Annotated in this window: 16 protein-coding genes; 4 read left to right on the top strand and 12 right to left on the bottom strand. The window is 42.1% G+C overall.

Translation table 11 applies throughout. The features are described 5' to 3' along the window. Positions 1-6: 6 nt before the first annotated feature. The 8 genes from ACFQ3S_RS07585 to ACFQ3S_RS07550 all read right to left on the bottom strand — a co-directional run bounded on the left by ACFQ3S_RS07585 (position 7) and on the right by ACFQ3S_RS07550 (position 13,101). Positions 7-840, bottom strand: coding sequence for a class I SAM-dependent methyltransferase (locus ACFQ3S_RS07585; protein WP_377162927.1), 834 nt, complete (start codon positions 838-840; stop codon positions 7-9). Then, positions 837-3,590: a TonB-dependent receptor gene (locus ACFQ3S_RS07580; protein ID WP_377162925.1), complete on the bottom strand. Its 2,754-nt coding sequence runs from the start codon at positions 3,588-3,590 to the stop codon at positions 837-839. The genes ACFQ3S_RS07585 and ACFQ3S_RS07580 overlap by 4 nt, the downstream gene beginning before the upstream one ends. Beyond that, a complete protein-coding gene (locus ACFQ3S_RS07575) occupies positions 3,587-6,841 on the bottom strand; it encodes an NACHT and WD repeat domain-containing protein (RefSeq protein ID WP_377162923.1) in 3,255 nt (1,084 codons plus the stop codon). The genes ACFQ3S_RS07580 and ACFQ3S_RS07575 overlap by 4 nt, the downstream gene beginning before the upstream one ends. A 313-nt stretch (positions 6,842-7,154) precedes the next feature. Further along, a complete protein-coding gene (gene arsB, locus ACFQ3S_RS07570; protein WP_377162921.1) occupies positions 7,155-8,237 on the bottom strand; it encodes an ACR3 family arsenite efflux transporter in 1,083 nt (360 codons plus the stop codon). A gap of 213 nt (positions 8,238-8,450) precedes the next feature. Beyond that, positions 8,451-8,873, bottom strand: coding sequence for an arsenate reductase ArsC (locus ACFQ3S_RS07565; protein WP_377162919.1), 423 nt, complete (start codon positions 8,871-8,873; stop codon positions 8,451-8,453). 22 nt (positions 8,874-8,895) lie between these two features. Beyond that, the gene (locus ACFQ3S_RS07560) at positions 8,896-9,441 is read right to left on the bottom strand and encodes a DUF6428 family protein (protein WP_377162917.1); all 546 of its coding nucleotides are present in this window, start codon (positions 9,439-9,441) and stop codon (positions 8,896-8,898) included. A 54-nt stretch (positions 9,442-9,495) separates the two neighbouring features. After that, positions 9,496-9,825, bottom strand: coding sequence for an ArsR/SmtB family transcription factor (locus ACFQ3S_RS07555; RefSeq protein WP_377162915.1), 330 nt, complete (start codon positions 9,823-9,825; stop codon positions 9,496-9,498). An 87-nt stretch (positions 9,826-9,912) separates the two neighbouring features. Continuing rightward, positions 9,913-13,101 (bottom strand): chemotaxis protein CheB, encoded by a 3,189-nt coding sequence (locus ACFQ3S_RS07550; protein ID WP_377162913.1) that lies wholly within the window; start codon positions 13,099-13,101, stop codon positions 9,913-9,915. A 323-nt stretch (positions 13,102-13,424) separates the two neighbouring features. Here ACFQ3S_RS07550 and ACFQ3S_RS07545 point away from each other — a divergent pair, with 323 nt between their 5' ends. The 3 genes from ACFQ3S_RS07545 (at position 13,425) to ACFQ3S_RS07535 (ending at position 15,989) form a co-directional block, all read left to right on the top strand. Beyond that, a complete protein-coding gene (locus ACFQ3S_RS07545) occupies positions 13,425-14,279 on the top strand; it encodes a universal stress protein (RefSeq protein WP_377162911.1) in 855 nt (284 codons plus the stop codon). A gap of 89 nt (positions 14,280-14,368) precedes the next feature. Further along, positions 14,369-15,619 (top strand): hypothetical protein, encoded by a 1,251-nt coding sequence (locus ACFQ3S_RS07540; protein WP_377162909.1) that lies wholly within the window; start codon positions 14,369-14,371, stop codon positions 15,617-15,619. A gap of 70 nt (positions 15,620-15,689) precedes the next feature. After that, positions 15,690-15,989 carry a phosphoribosylpyrophosphate synthetase gene (locus tag ACFQ3S_RS07535; RefSeq protein ID WP_377162907.1) on the top strand — a complete coding sequence of 100 codons (300 nt, stop codon included), beginning with the start codon at positions 15,690-15,692 and terminating at the stop codon, positions 15,987-15,989. Positions 15,990-16,014: 25 nt separating this feature from the next. Here ACFQ3S_RS07535 and ACFQ3S_RS07530 read toward each other — a convergent pair whose 3' ends face one another. The 4 genes from ACFQ3S_RS07530 to ACFQ3S_RS07515 form a co-directional block, all read right to left on the bottom strand. Beyond that, complete coding sequence (locus tag ACFQ3S_RS07530; RefSeq protein ID WP_377162905.1) at positions 16,015-16,308, bottom strand: hypothetical protein; 294 nt, start codon at positions 16,306-16,308, stop codon at positions 16,015-16,017. Positions 16,309-16,343: 35 nt separating this feature from the next. Beyond that, on the bottom strand, positions 16,344-16,667 hold the full coding sequence (locus tag ACFQ3S_RS07525; RefSeq protein ID WP_377162903.1) for a hypothetical protein: 324 nt from the start codon (positions 16,665-16,667) through the stop codon (positions 16,344-16,346). An 83-nt stretch (positions 16,668-16,750) separates the two neighbouring features. Then, on the bottom strand, positions 16,751-17,803 hold the full coding sequence (locus ACFQ3S_RS07520) for a response regulator (RefSeq protein WP_377162901.1): 1,053 nt from the start codon (positions 17,801-17,803) through the stop codon (positions 16,751-16,753). Continuing rightward, positions 17,796-18,986, bottom strand: a complete 1,191-nt coding sequence (locus ACFQ3S_RS07515; protein ID WP_377162899.1) for a PAS domain-containing sensor histidine kinase — start codon at positions 18,984-18,986, stop codon at positions 17,796-17,798. The genes ACFQ3S_RS07520 and ACFQ3S_RS07515 overlap by 8 nt, the downstream gene beginning before the upstream one ends. 340 nt (positions 18,987-19,326) lie before the next feature. On the opposite strand from ACFQ3S_RS07515, the gene ACFQ3S_RS07510 reads away from it, so the two are divergent. After that, positions 19,327-21,711, top strand: coding sequence for a phosphoketolase family protein (locus tag ACFQ3S_RS07510; protein ID WP_377162897.1), 2,385 nt, complete (start codon positions 19,327-19,329; stop codon positions 21,709-21,711). Positions 21,712-21,744: the final 33 nt, after the last annotated feature.

Here is a 21,744-nt window from a genome sequence, read left to right as displayed (position 1 = left end):
TTATTATTAAACCAGTGGTTTCTCCAGTAAAAATACCCCGCGTTTAAAGTTGATGTAAATATCATCATCCAACGATTTTATTTGTAAAGTCTCACGGGTTTGTTCATCCAGTTGCTGCGCTATCTGCATAATGTAACCGTTCCATTCTTGCAGCTTCATTTTATCGCCCGAAAACTCTTCGTTTAGCCGGTTAACGGTATGCAGGTGATAATCAAACGTCAGCAGCTTTTCTACACAGGTAAAACCGGCTTCTTCCATTAAAGCGCAAAAATCGTGGTTGAGTAAAAAATGCCGGTTTTGCACCAACGATTCGTACCCGGCCAGTTCATCTTTCTTTTTAATAACACTCGTGTAAAAATGGTAATCGTTTTCTTCCAGGTCGGGGTTCCACACTATTACCCTGCCGCCGGGCTTTACAATGCCGAATAAGTTATTTATCAGGTCTTTTTTATATCGTTGAGGTATTTCGTGCAGGAACATTTTACATATTACCAGGTCGTAATGATTGGCTTGCAGGTTCAGTTCCAAAGCATCCTGATGCAGGTAGCGCACTGTTGACGGGTTATCGTATTTCTCTAATAATATACTGATCTTCTCTTCTCCCTTCTTAAGCTGGAACAAGCCCCCGTCCAACAGGTCGTATTCAAAACTTACCTGTGGCTGGCGTTGAATAAGGCGGATAAAAATAGAGCCGTAACCGCCCCCAACATCAATCACTTTTTCACCGTTTTTTATGTCCAGTGCCTCAATAAACTGGTCAAAATCCACTTCCGATTCGCTGTGTACAACGGCATAATCGGCGTTGCGTATTTCGTAGGCGTTCAGGATAGGCTGTTTCATAGGTCGTATTTTAGGGTCAGTAAAAAATTTCTGTCGCGTTGGGCCACGTAAGGTACAAAGCCCGAAATAGCTGTAGTAAAATTGGCATTGGCATTACGCGGGCCTGGGCTATAATACAGGCTGTTCATGATGTTGTTGAGTACCAATTGTAGTGTAAAACGCTGGTATTGTTTATGCTGATAGGTTAATGCCGAATTAAAGATTACAAAACGGGGAATGAAACCGGTACCATCCACACCCTGGTTGGCAGCAACCGTGGTACCATCGCCCACGGGCTTGGCATCTACGTAATTACCCCGCAAATTTATGTTAAAAGTATTTTTATGTAGCGCAAAAGCATAATTAACTCCGGCATTTAGCTTAATGGGTGCAATATCGGCTATAATTTGTTCTTGAAAATCAACCACCGAGCTGTTTGCTGTTTGGCGGGCGCGGGTATAGGTGGCGTTAAAGTAAGCATCCCAATGCGATTGCTGCGGATGATAGATCAAATTGCCCTGCGCGGTAAATATGGAGTATTGCCCATTGTTTTGATTAATAACCCTGTTGGGGATTAAAGGATCAGGTCCGCTGGAAACAGCATCTATAATGGCTGAATATGCTGCCGAAACATCCCAGTTAAAAACACTTTTGCCATGCTTGTTCAGCACAATAAGTTCGTAATTCCTAATCTTTTCGGCTCGGAGAGTGGGGTTGGCATTACGTGTGGTACTGGTGGAAAACTTGGTGAACTGCGACGGATTTTGAATACCTTGCGAATAAATCAGTTTCCAGACCGTGGTTTTTAATGAAGCTACCAATGCCAGTTTGGGTGAAAAAACCTGCCCGAAACCCGCATTGGTATTAATGCGGTTATAATCAAACCGGCCACCTGCCGTAGCGTACAATAACGAATCTTTAACCTGGTAAGTGGCCTGGCTATACACCCCCAAATCGAGCGTATTGTATTGGTTACCACCTTTAGGCAGCGTTGCGGTGGTACCCTGCTCTTGTGCAAATGCAACGCTGCTTTGGTCAATGGCATTATTACCGGCAAAGCTGGTATAAGTTAAATAATCGCCCTGTAACTGGCTGTAACGATACTCGAAACCACCTAATAACGAAAGTTTGTTTTTAGTATAGGTAACCTTGGTATCACTCCTGAACTGCTGACCTTTATAATAGTAAAACCTGTTGGCAAAGCTGTTTTTATTACCATCAATTAACGTAGTTGGTTCAAACAGGCTAAATAGCGGCAAACGGGCAACTTCGCTGTAAAAAGTGTTGGCCGTAACTAAATTGGAAGCCTTATCCAAACCCGAGATCACAAAGGAATTTAAGTTAGAGAAAGTAAAGTTTTCAAAGCGTTTATCGTAATTGGTATAAAGCGTGGTATTGATGGGTGCCCAGCGGCCGCCGTTTTCGGTACCGGCACTATACAAACTCTGGTAGTAGTTAAAGCTCTCTTTTAGTTTCCACGTGCGGAAACCAGCCTCCAGGCTCCCGGTACGCAATTTGCCGCTTACAAACCAATCGGCCGCCTGGTTGCTATAACCTAATGGCTTGCCGTTTACCAGGCCGCTATAGGTGGCCTTATCGGCTGCGCGTGCGCGTTCAATAAGCGAAGGCATTGCAGCCTGGTTAACTCTTAGGGTTGAGGTACCGTCGGCATTTACCGTTCGGGTAAAGTTGGCGGCCCCGTATTTGAGCAGCGCAGCATCAACAGCGGCTGCGGTGCCTGTAAACGACATCCTGTTTAAGTTGGTGACATAAGTAGCGTTGCTTACTTTATCTATTTGGTTAGGACCGTAATTATAAAAGCTCTGAAAATCGAGGTTACGCTCGTTTGACTGGTAATAGGCGCCCGACAGCATATAGGTAAAGTTAGTGGTTTTACCTCCCAGTGTAACGTCTGCATTGCGGGTATTATAGCTCCCAACCGATACATTTGCCGTTCCGTGGATGCCAAGCGTAGTACTATCGGCGCTGGCTGTATAAGGTTCGGATTTGGTACGGGTGAGGCTCTTGTATGATTTGGTAATCACATTAATTGCACCCACAAAGGCACGCGGACCGTACAAGGTTGATGCTGGCCCGTAAATAACCTCCACCTCGCTGATGCTGGAAAGCGGGTATTGCCGCGATATGTAAGCAATGTTAGACCATACATCGTTTTCTTCCACCCCATCTATCATAAACAGGGTACGCTCGGTATTTTCCTGCCGGAAACCGCGCTGGTAAATATTAGCATAGGTTACCGAGTTGGTTTTGGAAATATCGAAACCCGGGAGATCGCTTAACAGATCGACCAAATTGCCGTAGCCCCTCTTCACAATATCGGCAGCTTTAATAACGATCACCGATGCCGGGGTGAGGTCAATATCCTCGGGACGTTTGGATACCGACGAGATCTGCCGCTCGGCTAAACTATCCTGCACGTACTGTACCATGCTTTTAAAAACGGCCGGGTCATCATCGGTAATATAATTGCCCGGTTTCGATTTTACATATTCGGCAATATTTTGCAGCGAATAAGTGTTGGAATCCAGCGCCAGAAATATCTTGGCCTTGAGCTTAAAGTAATCGCTGGTGCGCAGGCCCGAACATTTCTGATACTCATCAACCAGCTTTAAAGCATCATTAAGTTTACCGCTTTCGTACAAATCGCGTGCAAGGGCAAGCCTGGTAGCGCAGGTATCTGCCTTTTGGGCAAACACTTGAGCCGAACATAGCAAAAGCACAAAAAAACAATAGCGTATATATTGCCTCATGCAGATCTGTTTATATATTTATTAGTCATAGCGGTCCAGAAATCCTGAAAGTTCTTGTACTTACCAGCCCATAGTCTCCTGTATATATCGGCCCCAATTTCTTTTTCAATCTCCCGGTCTTTTAAGTCGCCGGTGATGATCCTTTTGTTATCGGCTATGCCGGTCAACTCTTGCAACACAATACGTTCGGTAACCGGCCATAACTGTATTAAGCCCGATTGGCCAACCGATAATACATACTTGTAATTAGGCGATATGGCAATATTACGCACCCAGCTTTTGCGCTCCTGAAAAATAAGGTCCTCCCCTTTATCATCCTTGTTTTGCCATTTTACCAGCCTTACCGTATTATCGAGCGATCCTGATGCCAGTGTGCTTTGATCGCGGTTAAAGCTTAGCCCGGTAACCCTCGAGCCGTGGCTGTTCATGCGGGCATCCAGCGAGGGTTTGGCACCTGTAATATCGTACATCTCCACGCTTCCTGCATCGGTACCCACAGCAAGCGTACTATTATTGCCGCTTACGGCCAAGCTACTTATTTTTTCGCGCAGGGCTATAACAGTATTCATGGCGGTAAGCTCGCCGCTATTATCAAAGTTTAATGCACAAACCGTTGCTCCCTGGGCCACAAAAACGTTTACGCCATTTTTTTTCACCTGTACACAACCGGCTTGCGAGGCATTATCGGCTGATGCCTTACATAGTACGTAGCGGTTCAATAATTTATTGCCGTTTTTACCAAAACTATAAATGCCGGCATATTTATCATTTTTAACCAATACCCGGTAATCATCGTTTGCCGGTAAAAACGTAGCATACTGTGCTTTACCTACCGCATCGGGCAGTAAAACCGGCATAGCGGCAATATTATCTGCATTCCATATACTAACTTTTCCATTTACGGTACGGCCCAAAAGGTATTTTTTATCGGGCGATAAGGCGATAGCCGTAATACTCTCTCCTATACCCTTACTTACTTTTTTAGCTTTGATTTGCACCGGGGAAGCGGTTATAACCCATTCTTTAATGGTGCCATCATCGCAGGCCGTAAAAAAGTCGTTATTATTAATAAACAACGCTCCCCTAAAATCATAACCGTTAGGATTAGTTTTTACACCGTAGCTATAACGCAGCACCTTGCTGTAATATCGGTTCAATTGCGCTTTTAAAGCATTGTAAATAGCCCTGTTTTGCCCTGTGCCGCCATACTCGCGGTTTATAACATAGGATAGAAAAGCCATTTGCATACTCAGTGTATCCTTTTGGGCATCGCCCGACAACTGGTTGGATTTAAAGGCGATTGAACGTGCTTCTGTTAGCATGCGTAAGGTTTCTACCTCACGGCGGGCTACAATAGCGTTATCGCGCTGCCGCTGTGCCGCTTTTCCCGAATCTACCGCGGCTATACGGGCAGTATCGGCCTGGCGTTTCAGATAAAGGGCTTGTGTACGTTGTATGTTGGCCTCACGGCTTTGGGCTACGGCAACTAATTGTTGCAATTCTGCGTTACGCCGCTCGCTTATGGCGGTTAGTTTTTGTTCCTCGGCCAGTGTTTGCTGTTGCGATGCGATGCTTTGCTGTTGCTCTGCAATTTTTTGCTGTAACACGGCCTGCTTTTTTTGAAGGTCGGCTTCTATACCTTCTATTTTCAATTTCTTTTCATTATCCAGAGCCCTCTTTTCGCTTGCCTCGGCCTTAAATTTAAGGTTGAGCGCAAATACCAGTAATAATATAGAGAGTATGGATGCCGTTCCTAATATAATGGCGGTACGCCTTGCCCTGCGCAACTCGTTGGCCTGCTTGCGCGCCCGTTGCTCTATTTTAAAAAGACTTTCTTTTTTGCTGTACTCTAAAAAAGCCATAGCCCGTTCAAAAGCGGGGTCGTACCGGGTGGCCCAAGCTACGGTGGGCTGGTTATCCTGCTGCCACTTAATAGCCAGTGCCAAATCAGGATCAACCCATAAACCTGCCTTACCCTGCTGGTACATATCGGCCGATTTAGACAGGCGCATATACAACTCTGCCGACTTTTCTTCGGCATATACCCAGTCTTTCAAACGGATCCAAACCCGCATTAAACTTTCGTGTGCAATATCTATTACGCTATCTTCTTCCAGTCCTACCGTATAAATGGGCATTAAAAACGCCCTTCCCGGGGCGCGGAACTCATCAACTACATCAACCACTTCCTGTTCGCTGGCATTAGCCAGTTCCATTAATTCAAACAATTGTGCGGGCCTGCGGGTACCTTTACTGTTAATGGTAACATCGGTAAGGGCTTTAAATATTTTTTCGGCAACCTTTTGTTTGCGCTCACCAAGGCCATTATAAATTTCTTCGGCATGAATAGAAAGCGCGGCTTCCATGGTACCAATGGCCTCATAATGGGCTATAGAAATTTCGGTATCATTGGTTTCGTATTGTTTCCAATGATCCCAGGTACGCATCATGGCATGCTGTAGTACAGGTAACTGATCTAAATTATCGTTCAGGTCTCCCATTAACCGGGTAACCAGGTCGGCCGCTATCGTGCCGTCGCACACCTCTGCCGGTTTAGTAATAATATCGTAAATACCCTCATTTGAAACTTTGGGCAACAGGTAAGAACCTTTATTGATGGCATGAGGCAAGCCTTTGAACTCGGTACAATTATCTAGAAAATCTGACCGCATGGATACCATGATATATACCGGCAGGTTGCTATTATGCAACCCGGAAAGCAGCAGATCAATAAATTGCTGGGTATCATTAGGTCCGTTATCTTCGCTTATATTGTTACGAAAACGGAATACTTCTTCAAACTGGTCAATTACAATGAGCCAGTTCTTATCTACCTCATTGACGAATTTTTGATAAACATTTTGCAGGTTACCCGCATCCTGTTTTAAATACCTTGCTGTTGTTTTAACATGCTGTTCTTCATTTTCATATTTATTATCACCTAAAGTATTAATTAACGATTCGGCAAAGGAATTAAAAGGATTGCCATTAGGCCTGAAATAAATGGTTGACCAGCTGCCCTCCGCCCCATTAACCGTTTTATATTTGGTGATACCCGGAATAATACCGGCTTTTATAAGCGACGATTTACCACTGCCGGAGTAACCGATGAGTGCCAGAAAATGTGTGGCCGAAAGCAGCCCGATCACATCACTGATCTGCTGATCCCGGCCAAAAAACAGGTAGTCTTCATCAGATTCAAAGTTCCTGATGCCGGGAAACGGATTAACGGTGTATCTTAACTTACTCATTAAGCGCTATAACATGATGAACCATTAATGAGCTGTATTAATACTTTTTGCATGTGATTGGTGAGCAGTTTTAGTCCTCTAAATATAAAAACAACTCCATCATTAACCTAATAAAGTTTTAAACTACAGTAATTTAGATGTAATTGCATAAGCATTGGTTAATGAAATCAGCCATTTCACTACTTTGAATTAATTCATTTTCTTTGAAATATAATTCAAAATTGAGAACCCAATGCCGTTTTATTGATACCCCTTGCGCTACCGGTTGGTTATTCAACCAAAATACAGTACAGCTGCTTACTTATTAATTAACTTAAACCGCTTTTAACAAATTGCGGTTATAGTATTTTTTACGGAAATAAAAGGACAGGTTTACTAAGGCGATAAGCGCCGGTACTTCAACCAGCGGACCGATAACACCTGCAAAAGCTTGGCCGGAGTTAATACCGAACACACCAATGGCTACTGCAATGGCCAGCTCAAAATTATTACCTGTAGCCGTAAATGCTATGGAAGTGCTTTTGCTGTAATCGGCACCGAAAGTTTTGCCGATGAAGAAACTCAATACGAACATTACAAGGAAGTAAATAACTAACGGTACGGCAATTCTTACTACGTGTAACGGGATAGTAACTATGAGGTTACCTTTGAGGCTGAACATAACCACAATGGTAAATAATAAAGCGATGAGGGTAATGGGCGAAATAAAAGGAACATACTTGTTATGAAACCAGTTTTCTCCTTTTAATTTGATTAGTGTGTAACGGCTTATTACACCTGCTGCAAACGGGAGGCCGAGATAGGTACCTACGCTTTTAGCTATTTCTGCGATGGTGATATTGACTTCCAAACCTTTAAAACCGAACACAGGCGGTAAAACCGTAATAAAAAGATAAGCATAAACACTGTACAACAATACCTGAAAAATGCTGTTTAAGGCAATTAAACCCGCTGCATATTCGCGGTTACCTTCTGCCAGCTCGTTCCATACTACAACCATGGCTATACAACGGGCAATACCAATAAGGATCAGGCCTACCATATATTCAGGGTACTGGTGAAGGAATATAAGTGCCAGGCCGAACATTAGCACCGGACCAATGATCCAGTTTAAAAGCAAAGAAACGGTGAGTACCTTTGTATCTTTAAATACTTCGCCCATTTTTTCAAACTTAACTTTGGCTAATGGCGGGTACATCATCAGGATGAGACCTATGGCTAAAGGTATATTTGTAGTTCCGCTCGAAAAGGAATTAATAAAATTTGATGATGATGGAATAAAATATCCGGTACTTACGCCAATAACCATAGCCAGGAAAATCCACAAGGTTAAATACCGGTCTAAAAAACTTAGTTTTTTACGTTTTACCAAGGGTACGAAATTATTTGCAGCCATTATATACTAATTAAAATATGCTTAGCCGAAGCCGTATTTATTTTAACGATACTCATTTTCTGAGTTAAGAGCTTGTTTAAATTTATAAAAATCCTGTCATTTCGAGGTTACGAGAAATCCTGTTAATCCTACAAAGTCGGCTAAATGCAGGTCTAAACAAGATCTCTCAAATCGTTCGAGAGGACAATTGCAATTTTAAACAGGCTTTAAGGATTATTGAATATGCTGTTTTACGAAGTTGGCGGCGTATGCTTTGATCATATCTCTTACTCGTTTAAACTCATTTAATATTTCTGCTTCACTACCCAAGGCTTTAGCCGGGTCGGGGAAATTTTTGTGGAAACGTTCAACCGTACCCGGAAAGAAAGGACAGGCCTCGTTGGCATTGTCGCATACGGTAATTACCTGGTTAAAAGCAACAGCCGAATACTCATCGACATGATTGGATGTATGCCTGGAAATATCTATCCCGTCTTCTGCCATAACCTGTATGGCTTTAGGGTTTACCCCATGTGTCTCAATTCCTGCACTATAAATATTTGCGCGTTCGCCTGCAAAATAGCGCAGGTAACCTTCTGCTAACTGGCTGCGGCAACTATTGCCGGTGCAAAGCACCAGTATGTTCTTTTTGGTCATTATATTTTTTTAATATCATTATTTAGCAGCAGCCCGAACCCGGCGCTGCTACAGCCAAATTTTGTAGTTGTATTACCGGTTTAACTTCTGTAGCTGGTGTGCAGCATTCTTCACTATTGTTATTAACTCCGCAACTGCCGCCTCTTTCAATTGCTTTGCATTGTACAGCATCATCACGTAAATCTACTACCAGGTTTTCACCGTTTACCTTCAGTGTTTTAGGCAGCATTTGCCTGGTGTAAAACTGCGAATCGCCAAATTCGATCTTTACAATTCCATCAGGATGCAAAGGCAATACGTTTTCAACCAGGTTTATAATAGATAAAGCTTTGTCAACTTGCATAGCCCTGTCTTGCTGCTCGTTTTCAGGAACCCAAAGCTGAACAATGATCTCTGTCCAGGCGTTTACAACCCCACCGCAATCAACCGATGTAATTGTTGCCTGTTTAATTTCGGTAATGTGGTAAGCCGCATTCACCAACTGGTTTTCGGCATACCTAAAGTGCAGGAACAAGCCGGGATATGCCTGCAATTGTTGTTTAAATAACCCCCATTTTAAGTTTTCCATAACTAAATTGTTTAAACGTATTATTGCAATATTACGATTTATTACCTCAAAAAATTAGCAGCACTTTGCTTTCAAATTAAACGTCTTAAAAAAAACGTTCAGTTGTTCCTGTAATTCATTCCATATTACGGGGTTAATACAATAGCACACACTCACTCCTTCAATAGTGCCTTGAATTAGTCCGGCGTTTTTTAATTCTTTTAAATGTTGCGATATGGTTGGCTGCGCTAAACCAAGTTCCTCTACCAGGTCGCCACAAATGCAAGCATTAGCTTTAATAATTTGCTGAAGAATTGCAATACGTGCGGGGTGAGCAATAGCTTTCAGCATAACAGCTAACTTATTTTGCTCTTCGGTGAATATCTCTGTTTTTGTTAAGCCCATAATACTATATTGCAATATTACGATAATAATTTATATATAAATGATTTTTTATTGTTGACTATTAATTGCCTGCATGCGTAACTCCAATCAATCGGCAATTATAACCGGAAGCGGTAAAAAGATACTAAATGTACTGCCTTTCCCAATTTCACTTTCAACAATAATACTGCCGTTTGCGGCATCTATTATTTTTTTGGCCAGGTATAAACCAATGCCTTGTCCTTCCAGTTGTTTATTTAACCTGCCATACATACCAAAAATAACGTCTACCTGGTTTTGGGCTATCCCAATACCATTGTCGTTTACAGAAATAACAATATGTTCAGCATTGCTGACAACAGCTATATGGATGAGCGGATTGTTTCCGTTGGTAAATTTAATAGCGTTGGCTACCAGGTTATACAGAATGCTCCTGAGGTTTTTCTTAGAAAACAGTACTTTTTTAATTTCCAGGTTTTTGGTGATTACTGCGCCGGTTTGGTTAATCCTTGTTTCAAGGCTCCATTCAATGTTGGCAATAATCTCTTCCACATCCACCATTTCCATGCTCAGCATATCACCTTCAATTTTGGCGATCACGGAAATATTGTTGATGAGTGCCCTGAATTTTTTAACCGATGAGTTAATGATAATGATAAACTTAGATAAGTTAGGATCGGTTACTTTAATAAGGTTCATGATGTCAATGCTGGCTTCAATATTGCCCAAAGGTGCCAGCAGGTCATGCGAGGCCGTATGAACAAAGTTATCCAGGTCACCATTAATACGTTCCAGGCTTTTATTTTTCCGGTTAAGTTCTACCTGGGTGGCTTTCAATTCCGTAATATCATTAAAGGTCACAATAGCACCGTTTCTTTTTTGGTCTATCAATTGCACATAAGGCATCGTCATAATATGGTACCATTTACCGTTATTGGTTTGTATCTCCTTGGTTATAACAATGCCTTTTGCCAATACTTGTTTAATATCCTCAATTATGGTCTCAAATTTTATATTAGTAGATATATTACTGAGCGGGCGCCCAATGTCGGTTTCCAGCAGGTTAATTTGATTTACAGTTCCCGGCGAAAATTTCATGAGCAGCAAATCATTGTTGATAAATAACTGCCCGTTTACATTGCTTCGGAAATAATTGTTCAGGTCATCATTAATCTCCAGTAATTCTTTGTTTTTTAACTGGTAGTCGGTATTAATAGTATGCAACTCTTCGTTTACCGATTGCATTTCTTCGTTCGTGCTTTGCATTTCCTCGTTAGCGGAAATCAGTTCCTCGTTGAACGACTGTATATTTTCATTGGAGGCATCCAGCCTTGCATAAGCGGAATGTAGTTTCACCTGTAACTCTTTGAGTTCTTCCTCCAGGTTCTGTGTGTATTGGTCGTGATATATTTTTTCATTAAAAACGTCAGCGTTAACTATAGGCCCATCCTGCTTCGCGTCCTTACAAATGGTTACCATTAATAATTTCTGCTCGTTTTTACCAATCTTCAGCGGACTAATAACCAGGGTAAGTTGTACTACTTCGCCATCGTGCTTAATATTTATACCGCTTAATGTGCCCGGCTCTCCTGTTTTATCCACCTTCTTTTTTAAAGCACTAAAAGATACCGCGAGCGGTTTGGGCAATAGTTCCGAAAGGTTTAAATTAAAATGCTGGTTGAGAAGATATTTGGTGTTACCATAGGATTTAACTACCGAATTATTTTCATCGATGCATACAGCCAGGTAATTTTGCTGTGCGGCGAGTTGCATATTCATCGCTTCCGAAACCGAATTGCTTGTACTTAAAATATTTACCTCCCTTTGAATAGCCGGTGTACGTTTGATGTCCAACAGTTCGGGAAGTGTGAACGCTTCAAAGCTTACTTCCCGTCTTGCTTTTAAGTTTTTATAGATCTTCCATTTTTTATTGACCGTTTCCAGGTTCTTTATAATGGGCATTGGATTTTCACTGGAACCCAAAAACAGGTAGCCATCCATTTTTAGCCCGAAGAGCATCATGGAAAAGATCTTTTTCTGTAGGACGGGGGCCATATAAATAAGCAGGTTACGGCAACTAATAAAATTCATATTACAATAAGGTGGATTTTTTACCAGATCGTGCTGGGCAAAAATAACCATATTACGTATTACGGGTTTTACGCGGAAGCAATCGCCTTCCTTTAAAAAATATTTTTCCAGCCGCTCTTCAGATACATGCTTTGCAATATCTTTATTGTAAACCCCTTTAAAGGCATGCTCCATGGCAACACTGTCAATATCAGTAGCAAAAATCTTCACTACCATATCCTTATATTTCCCTTTTAGCTGTTCTGCAACTAAAATAGCCATAGAATACGCTTCCTCGCCTGTGGCACAGCCGGCCACCCACATTTTCAATTCTTGGCCCGTTTCAACCTTTTCAAGTATAACCGGTAGTATTTTTTTCTGGATAAATGAAAAAGCTTCCTTATCTCTGAAAAACGAAGTTACACTAATCAGAAAATCACTGGCCAACGCTGCTACCTCTTCGGTGTTCGACCTTAAAAAATCCAGATATTTTTCCAGCGATAAAAAGTTTCCCTGGCTGGCCCGTCTTTTGGTTCTTCTGAGTATGGTTGGTAATTTATAATCCGAAAAATCGTGTGGTGAAAGATCTTTGATCAATTCAACTATAGCCTTAATGTATTTTTCATCGTCAGGCTGGTTGTTGAGTACCTCCAGTCCATGCTTTACATAATCCTCTATCGCATCGGGCATGTCGGAGGGTTCTAATACAAAATCAATCAACCCTGTTGCTATAGCGTGTGAAGGCATGCTGCTATAATCTGTCGTTTCCGGGTTACGTGCCATTACCATACCTCCGGCCTTTTTTATATTTTTCATACCCTCGGTACCATCAGAGCCTAAACCCGACAGGATAACGCCAATGGCTTTATTGCCACAGTCGTTGGCCAGTGAATTGAAAAAAGTGTTGATAGTTAAGTGTGGGCCTTTCACCTTTTCTTTATTGCTCAGGCGTAAACAGCCATCAGAAATAATCATAAACTTATCATTAGGTATTAAATACACCTGATTGCTTTTTATCTGAACCCCGTCCTGTGCTTCCATAACAGCCAGTTTACTATGCTTATCCAAAAGTTCTACCATACGGCTTTTAAAACCGGATGACAGATGCTGGATAATTACATAGGCTACACCATCTAACGGGGTATGGTCAAAAAAGGAATTGATCTCTTCCATCCCTCCTGCCGAAGCTCCGATTGCAATAATGTAATGAGGGAAAATGTTATGCATATTAAGGATTTAACAAAGTTTAAAAAAAGCAATATCGATCCTGAAAAAGAGAAAAGGAGCATATCAAATGTACAAATATTAAACAGTAATATTTTTTTAATCAATAGTTTAACGGTGAATTAACACACCCGACCTTAATAAATTCAAAACATCGGGATTTTGCTGGCAACTGAAACTTCTGCAGCCATACTGCCTGGTAAAACCAGCTTTTGTGTACCGGCCGTTAGCTGCTATATTATGCAAAAGCTCAGATATGATATAACGCATTAAATAGCCTGATGCGGGTCACTAATATCATGCTTGAAATTAGCCAGCTTTACAGCATGAAAAAGTTCCTTGTTCCTACAGATTTTTCAGCCAATTCAACTCATGCCGCTAATTATGCGTACCAGTTAGCCCAACAATTACAGGCCGACCTGGTACTTTGCAACGCGGTAATTATACCGGCGCTAACACCCCAGGCGGGTTTAGTATTGTGGCCCATGCAAGAAACCGAATTACTGCTCAGCGATAGTCAGGAAGAATTAAAACGATTAAAAGCAAGCATACAGCAGCATGACCATACCGATAAATTTAGGCCGGATATTACTTTTATTGAGGAAGCCGGTGTGTTAACCGATACCATTGACCGAATTATTAGCACCCAATATATTGACCTGATAATTATGGGTACACATGGCAGCAGCAGCCTGAGTTCATTTCTATTAGGCAACCATTGCAGTAAAATGATTGACAACTCGTTAAATTCATTGCTTTTTATACCACCTGCTGCCGGTTTCAAAACTATTAAAAAAATAGCGTTCGCTATCGATCTGGAAAATGCCGATAATGATCTGCACGAACTATTTCAATTGGTACCGCTGGCCAAAGCATTAAATGCGGAGATCCTGATCGTTCATATTCAAGCCGATAAGAACACATCAACTCATTTTGAACAAAGGATAGATCAATTTCTCATGGAGGTTTCAAACAAGGCCAACTATCCCCACATCTATTACAGAAACATTAAAAGTAGCCAAACAGAAAAAGGGCTGCTATGGTTGTGTGAAAACGGGCAGGTGGATATGCTGGCCATGCTGCATCGTCAGCACAGTTTTTTCGATTCGCTGTTTAACGGAAGCCATACAAAACGCATGGTTAGCCGTATAGCAATCCCGCTACTGGTCATCTCGGCATAATTGGGTATCAGTATCATAACTCAAGCTGTTAGGCATTATCATTTTTGAATGTTATTTAATAGCATTACCTGTTAACTAAACGATAGTAAATGCAAAAGTTGAATCAATTAGTACCTACCTATAAAATATTGGCACGGGCAATTACCGTTATTGGTGCCATTTTTTGGGTATTGGCTTTAACGGTGAATGCAAAGGCCGGTATTATACACAGGGATACCTCGGTATCGGCAAGCCTGAGAACTCAGCTGGCAAGCCTTGGTCATTTGAACTATCCGCGGTCTGTTGAAAGGTTTTATCAGCAAACACAACACAAACTGGCCTGGATAGCTCCCGATACCGTAATAACCCATGCCTGGGATGCCATGCTTTTGCTGGATTGCGCTTTACAATATGGGTTAAGTCCTTTGGATTATCATTATAAAGAAATATTATATGAGCAATTAAATGCCATGATGGCCCCCCGCGAAAAGATCAGTAACCAGCAAAAAGCCTTATACGATGTTTTACTGACCGACGCAATGATCTCCATGGTAAACAACCTGCATTTTGGAAAGTTAAACCCGGTTTACACAGCACAACTGCTGGACGAGGGAAACGCCGGCAATTGCAAGGCAGTTGAGGTATTGATTGGTAGTTTGAAACAAAAAGATTTTATACACGCTATTGAAATTACCCAGCCGGCATCTAAAGCATATCGTAGCTTACAGGGCCATTTGCGCCTGGTGGTTGGTTTAAATGCCAATTGTTACGAAGTACCGCCCGGGGATATCAAGCTCATGTCTATTAACATGGAACGCTTACGGTGGATAGTTGGTAACGACAGTGTTTATATCAGTATCAACATACCAACCTATACTTTAAATTTTCACCAAACAGATACAGCTTACCAATTCAAAGTAATAGTTGGCAAACCGGCTACCCCTACGCCATTGGTTCAAAGCAAGATTACGGCAATTGATAAAAGCAGAAGCAGCATCCGTTTTAAACTATCCGATAACGCTATAAGTATGGCCGGTACCTCCGATAAATCATCTATGATGAAAAAAACAAGAGCGTTTAGTGAAGGGGATATACAAGTTACCGAAAGCCCCCGTTTAGCGGCTTTAATGCTCAAGAACAACCTGGTTAACCTAACTGCTATTAACCAGGCCAAGCATCGCGGCAATAACGCAGGTAAATTATTTACACTAAAAAAACCTATGCCCGTTAGGGTTACTTACCTTACCTGCGAGGTGGGCCTGTGGTCACTGATTAGGTATAAGGATGTTTACCATCTCGATGAATTATTGGAAAAGGCCTTTTACGAAACACCGCAAATAATTGCCCGCAGATCAAAATAAATATTACGGCAAAATATTCCGCACAAAGTAAATATATAAAAATCATTCCTATCATCCACCATAGCAACCCATGAAAAGTACTTTCCATTATGCTACTGTTACAGATGCCATTAATATACTCAAACAGCAAGGCTTTACTACAGATTTTAATTTGGCTGAAAACCATATTAAATGCGATGCAGCGGCTTATTCGGCTGAAGAATTTGAAATACTGGATGTGTACCGGTATGAGGGCAATTCCGACCCTGCAGATGAAGCTACTGTTTATGCAATAGTTTCAACTGAGGGGGTAAAAGGAATACTGGTAACCGGTTATGGAGACAATTCGGATAGTATTTCGGCGCAACTTCTGGCAAAGCTGCACTATTAATCAACTGAAATGTACCCAGCGGCTTTTAGCTGCATTTTTCGGTTATAAAGTTGGTGAGCTGCTCTTCGAGCAGCGCGGTATTGTATAGTTCGTTCACGGCATTATCAGATACCGTAATTGCATCATCTGAAATGGTAACCGTTAAGGCTACGCCTTTTATCACTTCCGGGAACAATAAATTAATCACGTTGTAAACGTGCGCAAAATCTATGGCCAGGCTGGAATCCAACCTGGAATTAATGTAATCAGGAAATTCCTTTTTTAAAAGGTCGAATAATTTTTCAGCACTCACCGGCTGTACATTGGCAATTGTTTTCATGTTGGTTTTTTTAATTTTAATTTATAGGAAGCAAATCAGCAAACCGGTAAAAGCCGGTTATTATCATTTGCCCTGTCCAGGTCGTGTATAGTTTTTTCTGCTATTTCCTCCAGATCTGCAGGGTTGTTGCCTTTACGTCGGCTAATGATGTATTTAACACCCATAGCACATAACTTATTGATAACTGCTTTTAAAGGTGTAACTCCTTCGGGCATAATAATGGCTTCCTTTCCTTCCGCATAATGTACCGTGTTCATACCTAAGGGGTTAGCAATGAGTGTAATATCGTGCTTCCTTTTATTAGCTTTGGCAAAATATTCTTTCTCACCAGGTAGAACACTATAAGCAACCGCTTTCATTAAATATTGTGTTTATCAAAACAAATTTAGGCTGCGGCAACCAGGTTAAGCATGTTTTTGGTTGTATATAAATGTGATGTTGGTCAGTTTTTCATTTGAACTAAGGCCTCCAATTGTAATATCGTAATTATGCTCCCCTTTTTGCTAATTAAATTTTCATCCCTGAAATCAGACAGTGTACGGCTTACCGACTCGCTTGCCATGCCGGTTAGCGCGGCCAGGTCTTCACGGGATATTTTAAACCCCTGTTCGGGTTTTGGCTGCTGCTCGTATAGGCGAACCATTGCTTCGGCCATTTTTTTTCTTATAGAATGATAAGCCATTTGTAACAATTGCTCTTCTTTTCCCCTGTTGGCCTGGGCTAATAATTTAATAAATTCCCTGGCAACGTCGGGGTATTGATTTATAAGTTGCTCAAGCAGTTCTTTGGGTATAAGGCATACCATTGAATCCTCCATTGCTGTTGCGGTATCTGCATGTTTTTCATTTAACAGCATTGCGTTAATGCCCAAATATTCATCAGCACCATAAATGCCGGTCATTAATTCGCGCCCGTCCTTAGCCATTTTAATACATTTAACCTTTCCGCTGAGCAAAAGATAAAGGCCGCTCCCTTTATCGCCTTCATAATAAACAACCTGGTTTTTCTTAAACTCCTTTACGCGGCGCTCCCCAATAATTTTTTTAAGCTCAGCAAGGCCATTGTTTTTACTCAGGAGGTGGTTCAACTGGTCTAACGATGGGCTGTAAAAACTCTCCTGCATCTCTTTTTTTTTAAGACGGGAATCTATCGCGTTCAATAATTCCATATCATCAAAGGGTTTGGTGAGGTAGTCATCTGCTCCCATTTCCATTCCCTTGCGAAGGTCGAGCCGTTCTGCCCTGGCCGTAAGAAATATAAAAGGTATGTGTACTGTTTCAGGGTTTTTGCTCAACATATACAAAACGCCATATCCATCCAGTTCGGGCATCATAATATCGCAAAGAATGAGGGATGGCTTGTGCTGTAAAGCCAGTTCTACACCGGCTTTACCGTTAGAAGCCTGGTAAACATTGTAACCGGCCAGTTCCAGTATTTCAACAACATTTTCGCGGATGTCGTTATTGTCTTCAATGATCAGCAATGTTTTACTCATGGTTTGGAAATGAAATGGTAAATAATGTCCCCTGGTTAACTTCACTCTTAAAGCTTACAACACCATTCATGAGGCCTGCGTAGCGGGTTACGATGTTCAGCCCCAGGCCCGTACCCGGAATTGTGCCGGTATTATGCGCCCGGAAAAATGCTTCAAAAAGGTGTTTCTGATCGGCTTCGGGGATGCCGATGCCGTTATCCTTTACGGCTATAATGCAACGGTTTGCATTGATCTCGGTATTGAAATCGATAAAGCTGTTCTCCCCCGAGTATTTAATGGCATTGGTAATCAGGTTATTGATACAGTTCTTCAGCAGGTTTTGATCGAGCCTTACCATACTGTTTACGCCCGAATGCAGATAGATGATCGTTTGGTTATTTTTAGCCATTACCTGCATTTCTTCCGTAATCTCTTCAGCAAATTTAACCAGGTCAAAATCAGTATAATTCACCTCCTCTTTACCGGCTTCCAGCTTTTCAAGAGAAAGGAAGTCGTTCAATATAGTGGTAAGGTTACCCACCGCGTTTTTTATTTTTCCAACATGTTTGGCAATGTGCTCACTTTTAATTGATCCGGCATATTTCTCGATGAGGGAAGCGGATAACTTGACAGAGGTTAGCGGTGTACGAAACTCGTGAGAAGCCATAGATACGAACCTGCTTTTCAGTAAGCTCAGTTCCTTCTCTTTATCCAGCAAATCATTCAGTTCGTCCTGAGCGCTCTGTAATGCCTTTACAGTATCTTTTAAGGTTATGGTACGTTCTTCTACTAATTCTTCCAGGTGGGCGGCATAATCTTTGAGTTTACGCTCAGCTTCCTTTTCCTTACTCAGGTCATGTATGAAACCAGTAAAGATCCTGCGACCCGAAAATTGCACCTCGCTTAATCCTAAACGGAAAGGGAAAATGGTGCCGTCTTTCCTGAGTCCCAGCACCTCGCGGCCAACCCCCATAATGTTTGCCTTACCTGTGGCCCTGTAGCGCGAAATAAAATTATCATGCTGGCTCTTGTCAGGGTCGGGCATCAGCATCATAATGTTTTGCCCTATTACCTCATCGGGCTGGTAATCAAATAGTGTGCAGGCCGCCGGGTTAATGAGCTCGATAGTGCCCCTGTCATTAATGGTAATTATACCATCTATCGCATTTTGTATAATGGCAATCAGTAGCGTGGTGTTTTCCATAATTGGTGAGGACCCGACTAAATATGATCGCCGATACAAATATCAGCTAACTAAAGAGGCAATAGCTGACTAATGGCATAAAAATTAATGACGCTCATCATTATTAAGCGTTTGAAAGCGTTTTTGTTACACGTAATACGAATTAATGACAAGGGTCACTTTCCATGATGGCGAGCATCATTTATTGAAAATAGTAACTACCGTAGTTTTGTATTGATGGCCGGGCGATCATCTTAATGGTTATATAATAATTGAAAGTAAGATCATCGCTTTAAAGCATGTTTAAATACCTGAACAATACATAATATTCACTCCTGTTTAAATCATCCAGCAATAAATTATGGAAACCGAATTGATTAATGTGGAAACCGAGGCCTTATGCCCGGAACTTCTTAAAAATATTGACGCTTACTGGAGGGCCGCAAATTACATTTCGGTAGGCCAGTTGTATTTGCGCAATAATCCGCTATTGGCAGAACCCTTGAAACTTGACCATATTAAAAACATGCTTTTAGGGCATTGGGGAACCACACCCGGACAAAATTTTATTTATACCCACCTTAACAGGATCATTATTAAATACGATCTGAACATGCTTTACGTATCGGGGCCCGGGCATGGGGGGCCGGCTGTTGTAGCAGGTACCTATCTCGAAGGAACTTATACCGAAGTTTATCCGCATATTTCACAAAACGAGGCCGGACTCAAAAAGTTATTTACCCAGTTCTCTTATCCGGGTGGTATTTCCAGCCATGCTTCGCCGCAGGTTCCGGGCTCTATTCATGAAGGTGGAGAACTGGGTTACTCGTTAAGCCATTCATTTGGTGCCGTAATGGATAACCCCGATTTAATAGTAGCCTGTGTAGTTGGCGATGGCGAAGCCGAAACAGGGCCTTTGGCTACGGCCTGGCATTCTAATAAATTTTTAAACCCGCTTACCGATGGTACCGTGTTGCCCATTTTACACCTCAACGGTTACAAAATCTCCAACCCCACCGTATTAGCACGAATACCCCATGAAGAATTGTACCAATTATTTAGCGGTTACGGCTGGAACCCTGTATTTGTAGAAGGTGATGACCCGGAAACCATGCATAAAGACATGGCCAAAGCGCTTGACTATGCCATTGACCGGATTAAGCAGATAAAATACGAAGCCGGACATTCAAACACCGCGCCCGCCCGTTGGCCAATGATCATCCTGCGCTCGCCGAAAGGTTGGACGGGGCCTAAAGAAGTAGACGGTTACCAGATAGAAGGTAACTTCCGTTCGCACCAGATTCCGTTATCGGTTTCGGCCTCATCGCCGCCCCAGCATTTGCAACTGTTGGAAAACTGGATGAAAAGCTATAAACCGGAAGAACTTTTTGACGCTGATGGAAAATTAAGAGCTGAACTGGCCGAACTGGCTCCTAAAGGAAACCGGCGCATGGGGGCCAACCCGCATGCTAATGGCGGGCAATTACTCCGTGACCTGCGCATGCCCGATTTCAGGGATTATGCAGCCGCGGTAGCAAAGCCCGGAGTAAACGGCGAAGGGGATACTTATGTATGCGGGAGGTTCCTGCGTGATGTGATTAAAGCTAACCAGGAAAAAAGGAACTTTAGGATATTTGGCCCCGACGAAACCGTATCAAACAGGCTGGATGCCGTATTTGAAGCCACCGCCCGGCAATGGGATGCACCGGTATTAACCCATGATGAATTTTTGGCCCGGGATGGCAGTGTAATGGAAATGTTGAGTGAGCATCAATGCGAAGGCTGGTTAGAAGGTTATTTACTTACCGGCAGACATGGATTGTTCAACTGTTACGAGGCTTTTATCCACATTGTTGATTCCATGTTTAACCAACATGCCAAATGGCTTAAAACAAGTTTAGAAATACCCTGGCGCAGGAAGATTGCATCACTGAATATCTTGCTTACCTCCACCGTATGGCGACAGGATCACAACGGTTTTACCCACCAAGACCCTGGGTTTATAGACCATGTAGTGAATAAAAAAGCCGCCATAGTAAGAGTTTATTTACCTCCTGATGCCAACTGCCTGCTTTCGGTAATGGATCATTGCCTGCGTAGCTACCATTATGTAAATGTAATTGTGGCGGCTAAACATGCTGCGCCCCAATGGCTAAGCATGGCTGAAGCGGTTGAGCATTGCACAAGAGGTATTAGTATATGGAATTTTGCCAGTAACGATCAGGATTGCGAGCCGGATGTGATAATGGCCTGCTGTGGCGATGTGCCAACGCTGGAAACGCTGGCAGCAGTTTCCATTCTTCACCAACATTTGCCCGATTTAAAGATCAGGGTGATCAATGTGGTTGATCTTTTCAAACTGCAAAAAAGTTCGGAACATACTCACGGATTGCCCGATAAGGATTTCAACGAACTGTTTACCACCGATAAGCCGGTAATTTTTGCTTTTCACGGTTACCCTTACCTGGTACACCGCTTAACCTACAACCGCGCAAACAATGTAAACATGCATGTAAGGGGGTATAACGAAGAAGGAACGATCACCACCTCATTTGATATGACCGTACTTAACCAAATGGATAGGTTTCACCTGGTAATGGATGTAATAGACCGTTTACCAAAAACAGGCAGTAAGGGCGTTTATCTTAAACAACACCTGCAAAACCAGTTAATTAAACACAAAAACTATATCCGTACCCATGGTAAAGATATGCCGGAGATTTTAAATTGGAAATGGCAGAATTAAAAAGTCAGCACATATAATATAACAGCTTTGAAA

This window comes from Mucilaginibacter terrae (assembly GCF_042679325.1).
Taxonomy (GTDB): domain Bacteria; phylum Bacteroidota; class Bacteroidia; order Sphingobacteriales; family Sphingobacteriaceae; genus Mucilaginibacter; species Mucilaginibacter terrae.
The sequence above is the reverse complement of the archived record's forward strand: the minus strand, read 5'-3'. Positions and strand labels throughout refer to the sequence as shown.

Excerpts from the sequence above, each read along its gene's own strand:
- ACFQ3S_RS07530 (WP_377162905.1), bottom strand. The coding sequence starts at position 16,308 with ATGAAAACAATTGCCAATGTACAGCCGGTGAGTGCTGAAAAATTATTC.
- ACFQ3S_RS07575 (WP_377162923.1), bottom strand. The coding sequence starts at position 6,841 with ATGAGTAAGTTAAGATACACCGTTAATCCGTTTCCCGGCATCAGGAAC.
- ACFQ3S_RS07520 (WP_377162901.1), bottom strand. The coding sequence starts at position 17,803 with ATGAGTAAAACATTGCTGATCATTGAAGACAATAACGACATCCGCGAA.
- ACFQ3S_RS07550 (WP_377162913.1), bottom strand. The coding sequence starts at position 13,101 with ATGCATAACATTTTCCCTCATTACATTATTGCAATCGGAGCTTCGGCA.
- ACFQ3S_RS07535 (WP_377162907.1), top strand. The coding sequence starts at position 15,690 with ATGAAAAGTACTTTCCATTATGCTACTGTTACAGATGCCATTAATATA.
- ACFQ3S_RS07565 (WP_377162919.1), bottom strand. The coding sequence starts at position 8,873 with ATGACCAAAAAGAACATACTGGTGCTTTGCACCGGCAATAGTTGCCGC.
- ACFQ3S_RS07585 (WP_377162927.1), bottom strand. The coding sequence starts at position 840 with ATGAAACAGCCTATCCTGAACGCCTACGAAATACGCAACGCCGATTAT.
- ACFQ3S_RS07580 (WP_377162925.1), bottom strand. The coding sequence starts at position 3,590 with ATGAGGCAATATATACGCTATTGTTTTTTTGTGCTTTTGCTATGTTCG.
- ACFQ3S_RS07540 (WP_377162909.1), top strand. The coding sequence starts at position 14,369 with ATGCAAAAGTTGAATCAATTAGTACCTACCTATAAAATATTGGCACGG.
- ACFQ3S_RS07555 (WP_377162915.1), bottom strand. The coding sequence starts at position 9,825 with ATGGGCTTAACAAAAACAGAGATATTCACCGAAGAGCAAAATAAGTTA.
- ACFQ3S_RS07515 (WP_377162899.1), bottom strand. The coding sequence starts at position 18,986 with ATGGAAAACACCACGCTACTGATTGCCATTATACAAAATGCGATAGAT.
- ACFQ3S_RS07525 (WP_377162903.1), bottom strand. The coding sequence starts at position 16,667 with ATGAAAGCGGTTGCTTATAGTGTTCTACCTGGTGAGAAAGAATATTTT.
- arsB (WP_377162921.1), bottom strand. The coding sequence starts at position 8,237 with ATGGCTGCAAATAATTTCGTACCCTTGGTAAAACGTAAAAAACTAAGT.
- ACFQ3S_RS07560 (WP_377162917.1), bottom strand. The coding sequence starts at position 9,441 with ATGGAAAACTTAAAATGGGGGTTATTTAAACAACAATTGCAGGCATAT.
- ACFQ3S_RS07510 (WP_377162897.1), top strand. The coding sequence starts at position 19,327 with ATGGAAACCGAATTGATTAATGTGGAAACCGAGGCCTTATGCCCGGAA.
- ACFQ3S_RS07545 (WP_377162911.1), top strand. The coding sequence starts at position 13,425 with ATGAAAAAGTTCCTTGTTCCTACAGATTTTTCAGCCAATTCAACTCAT.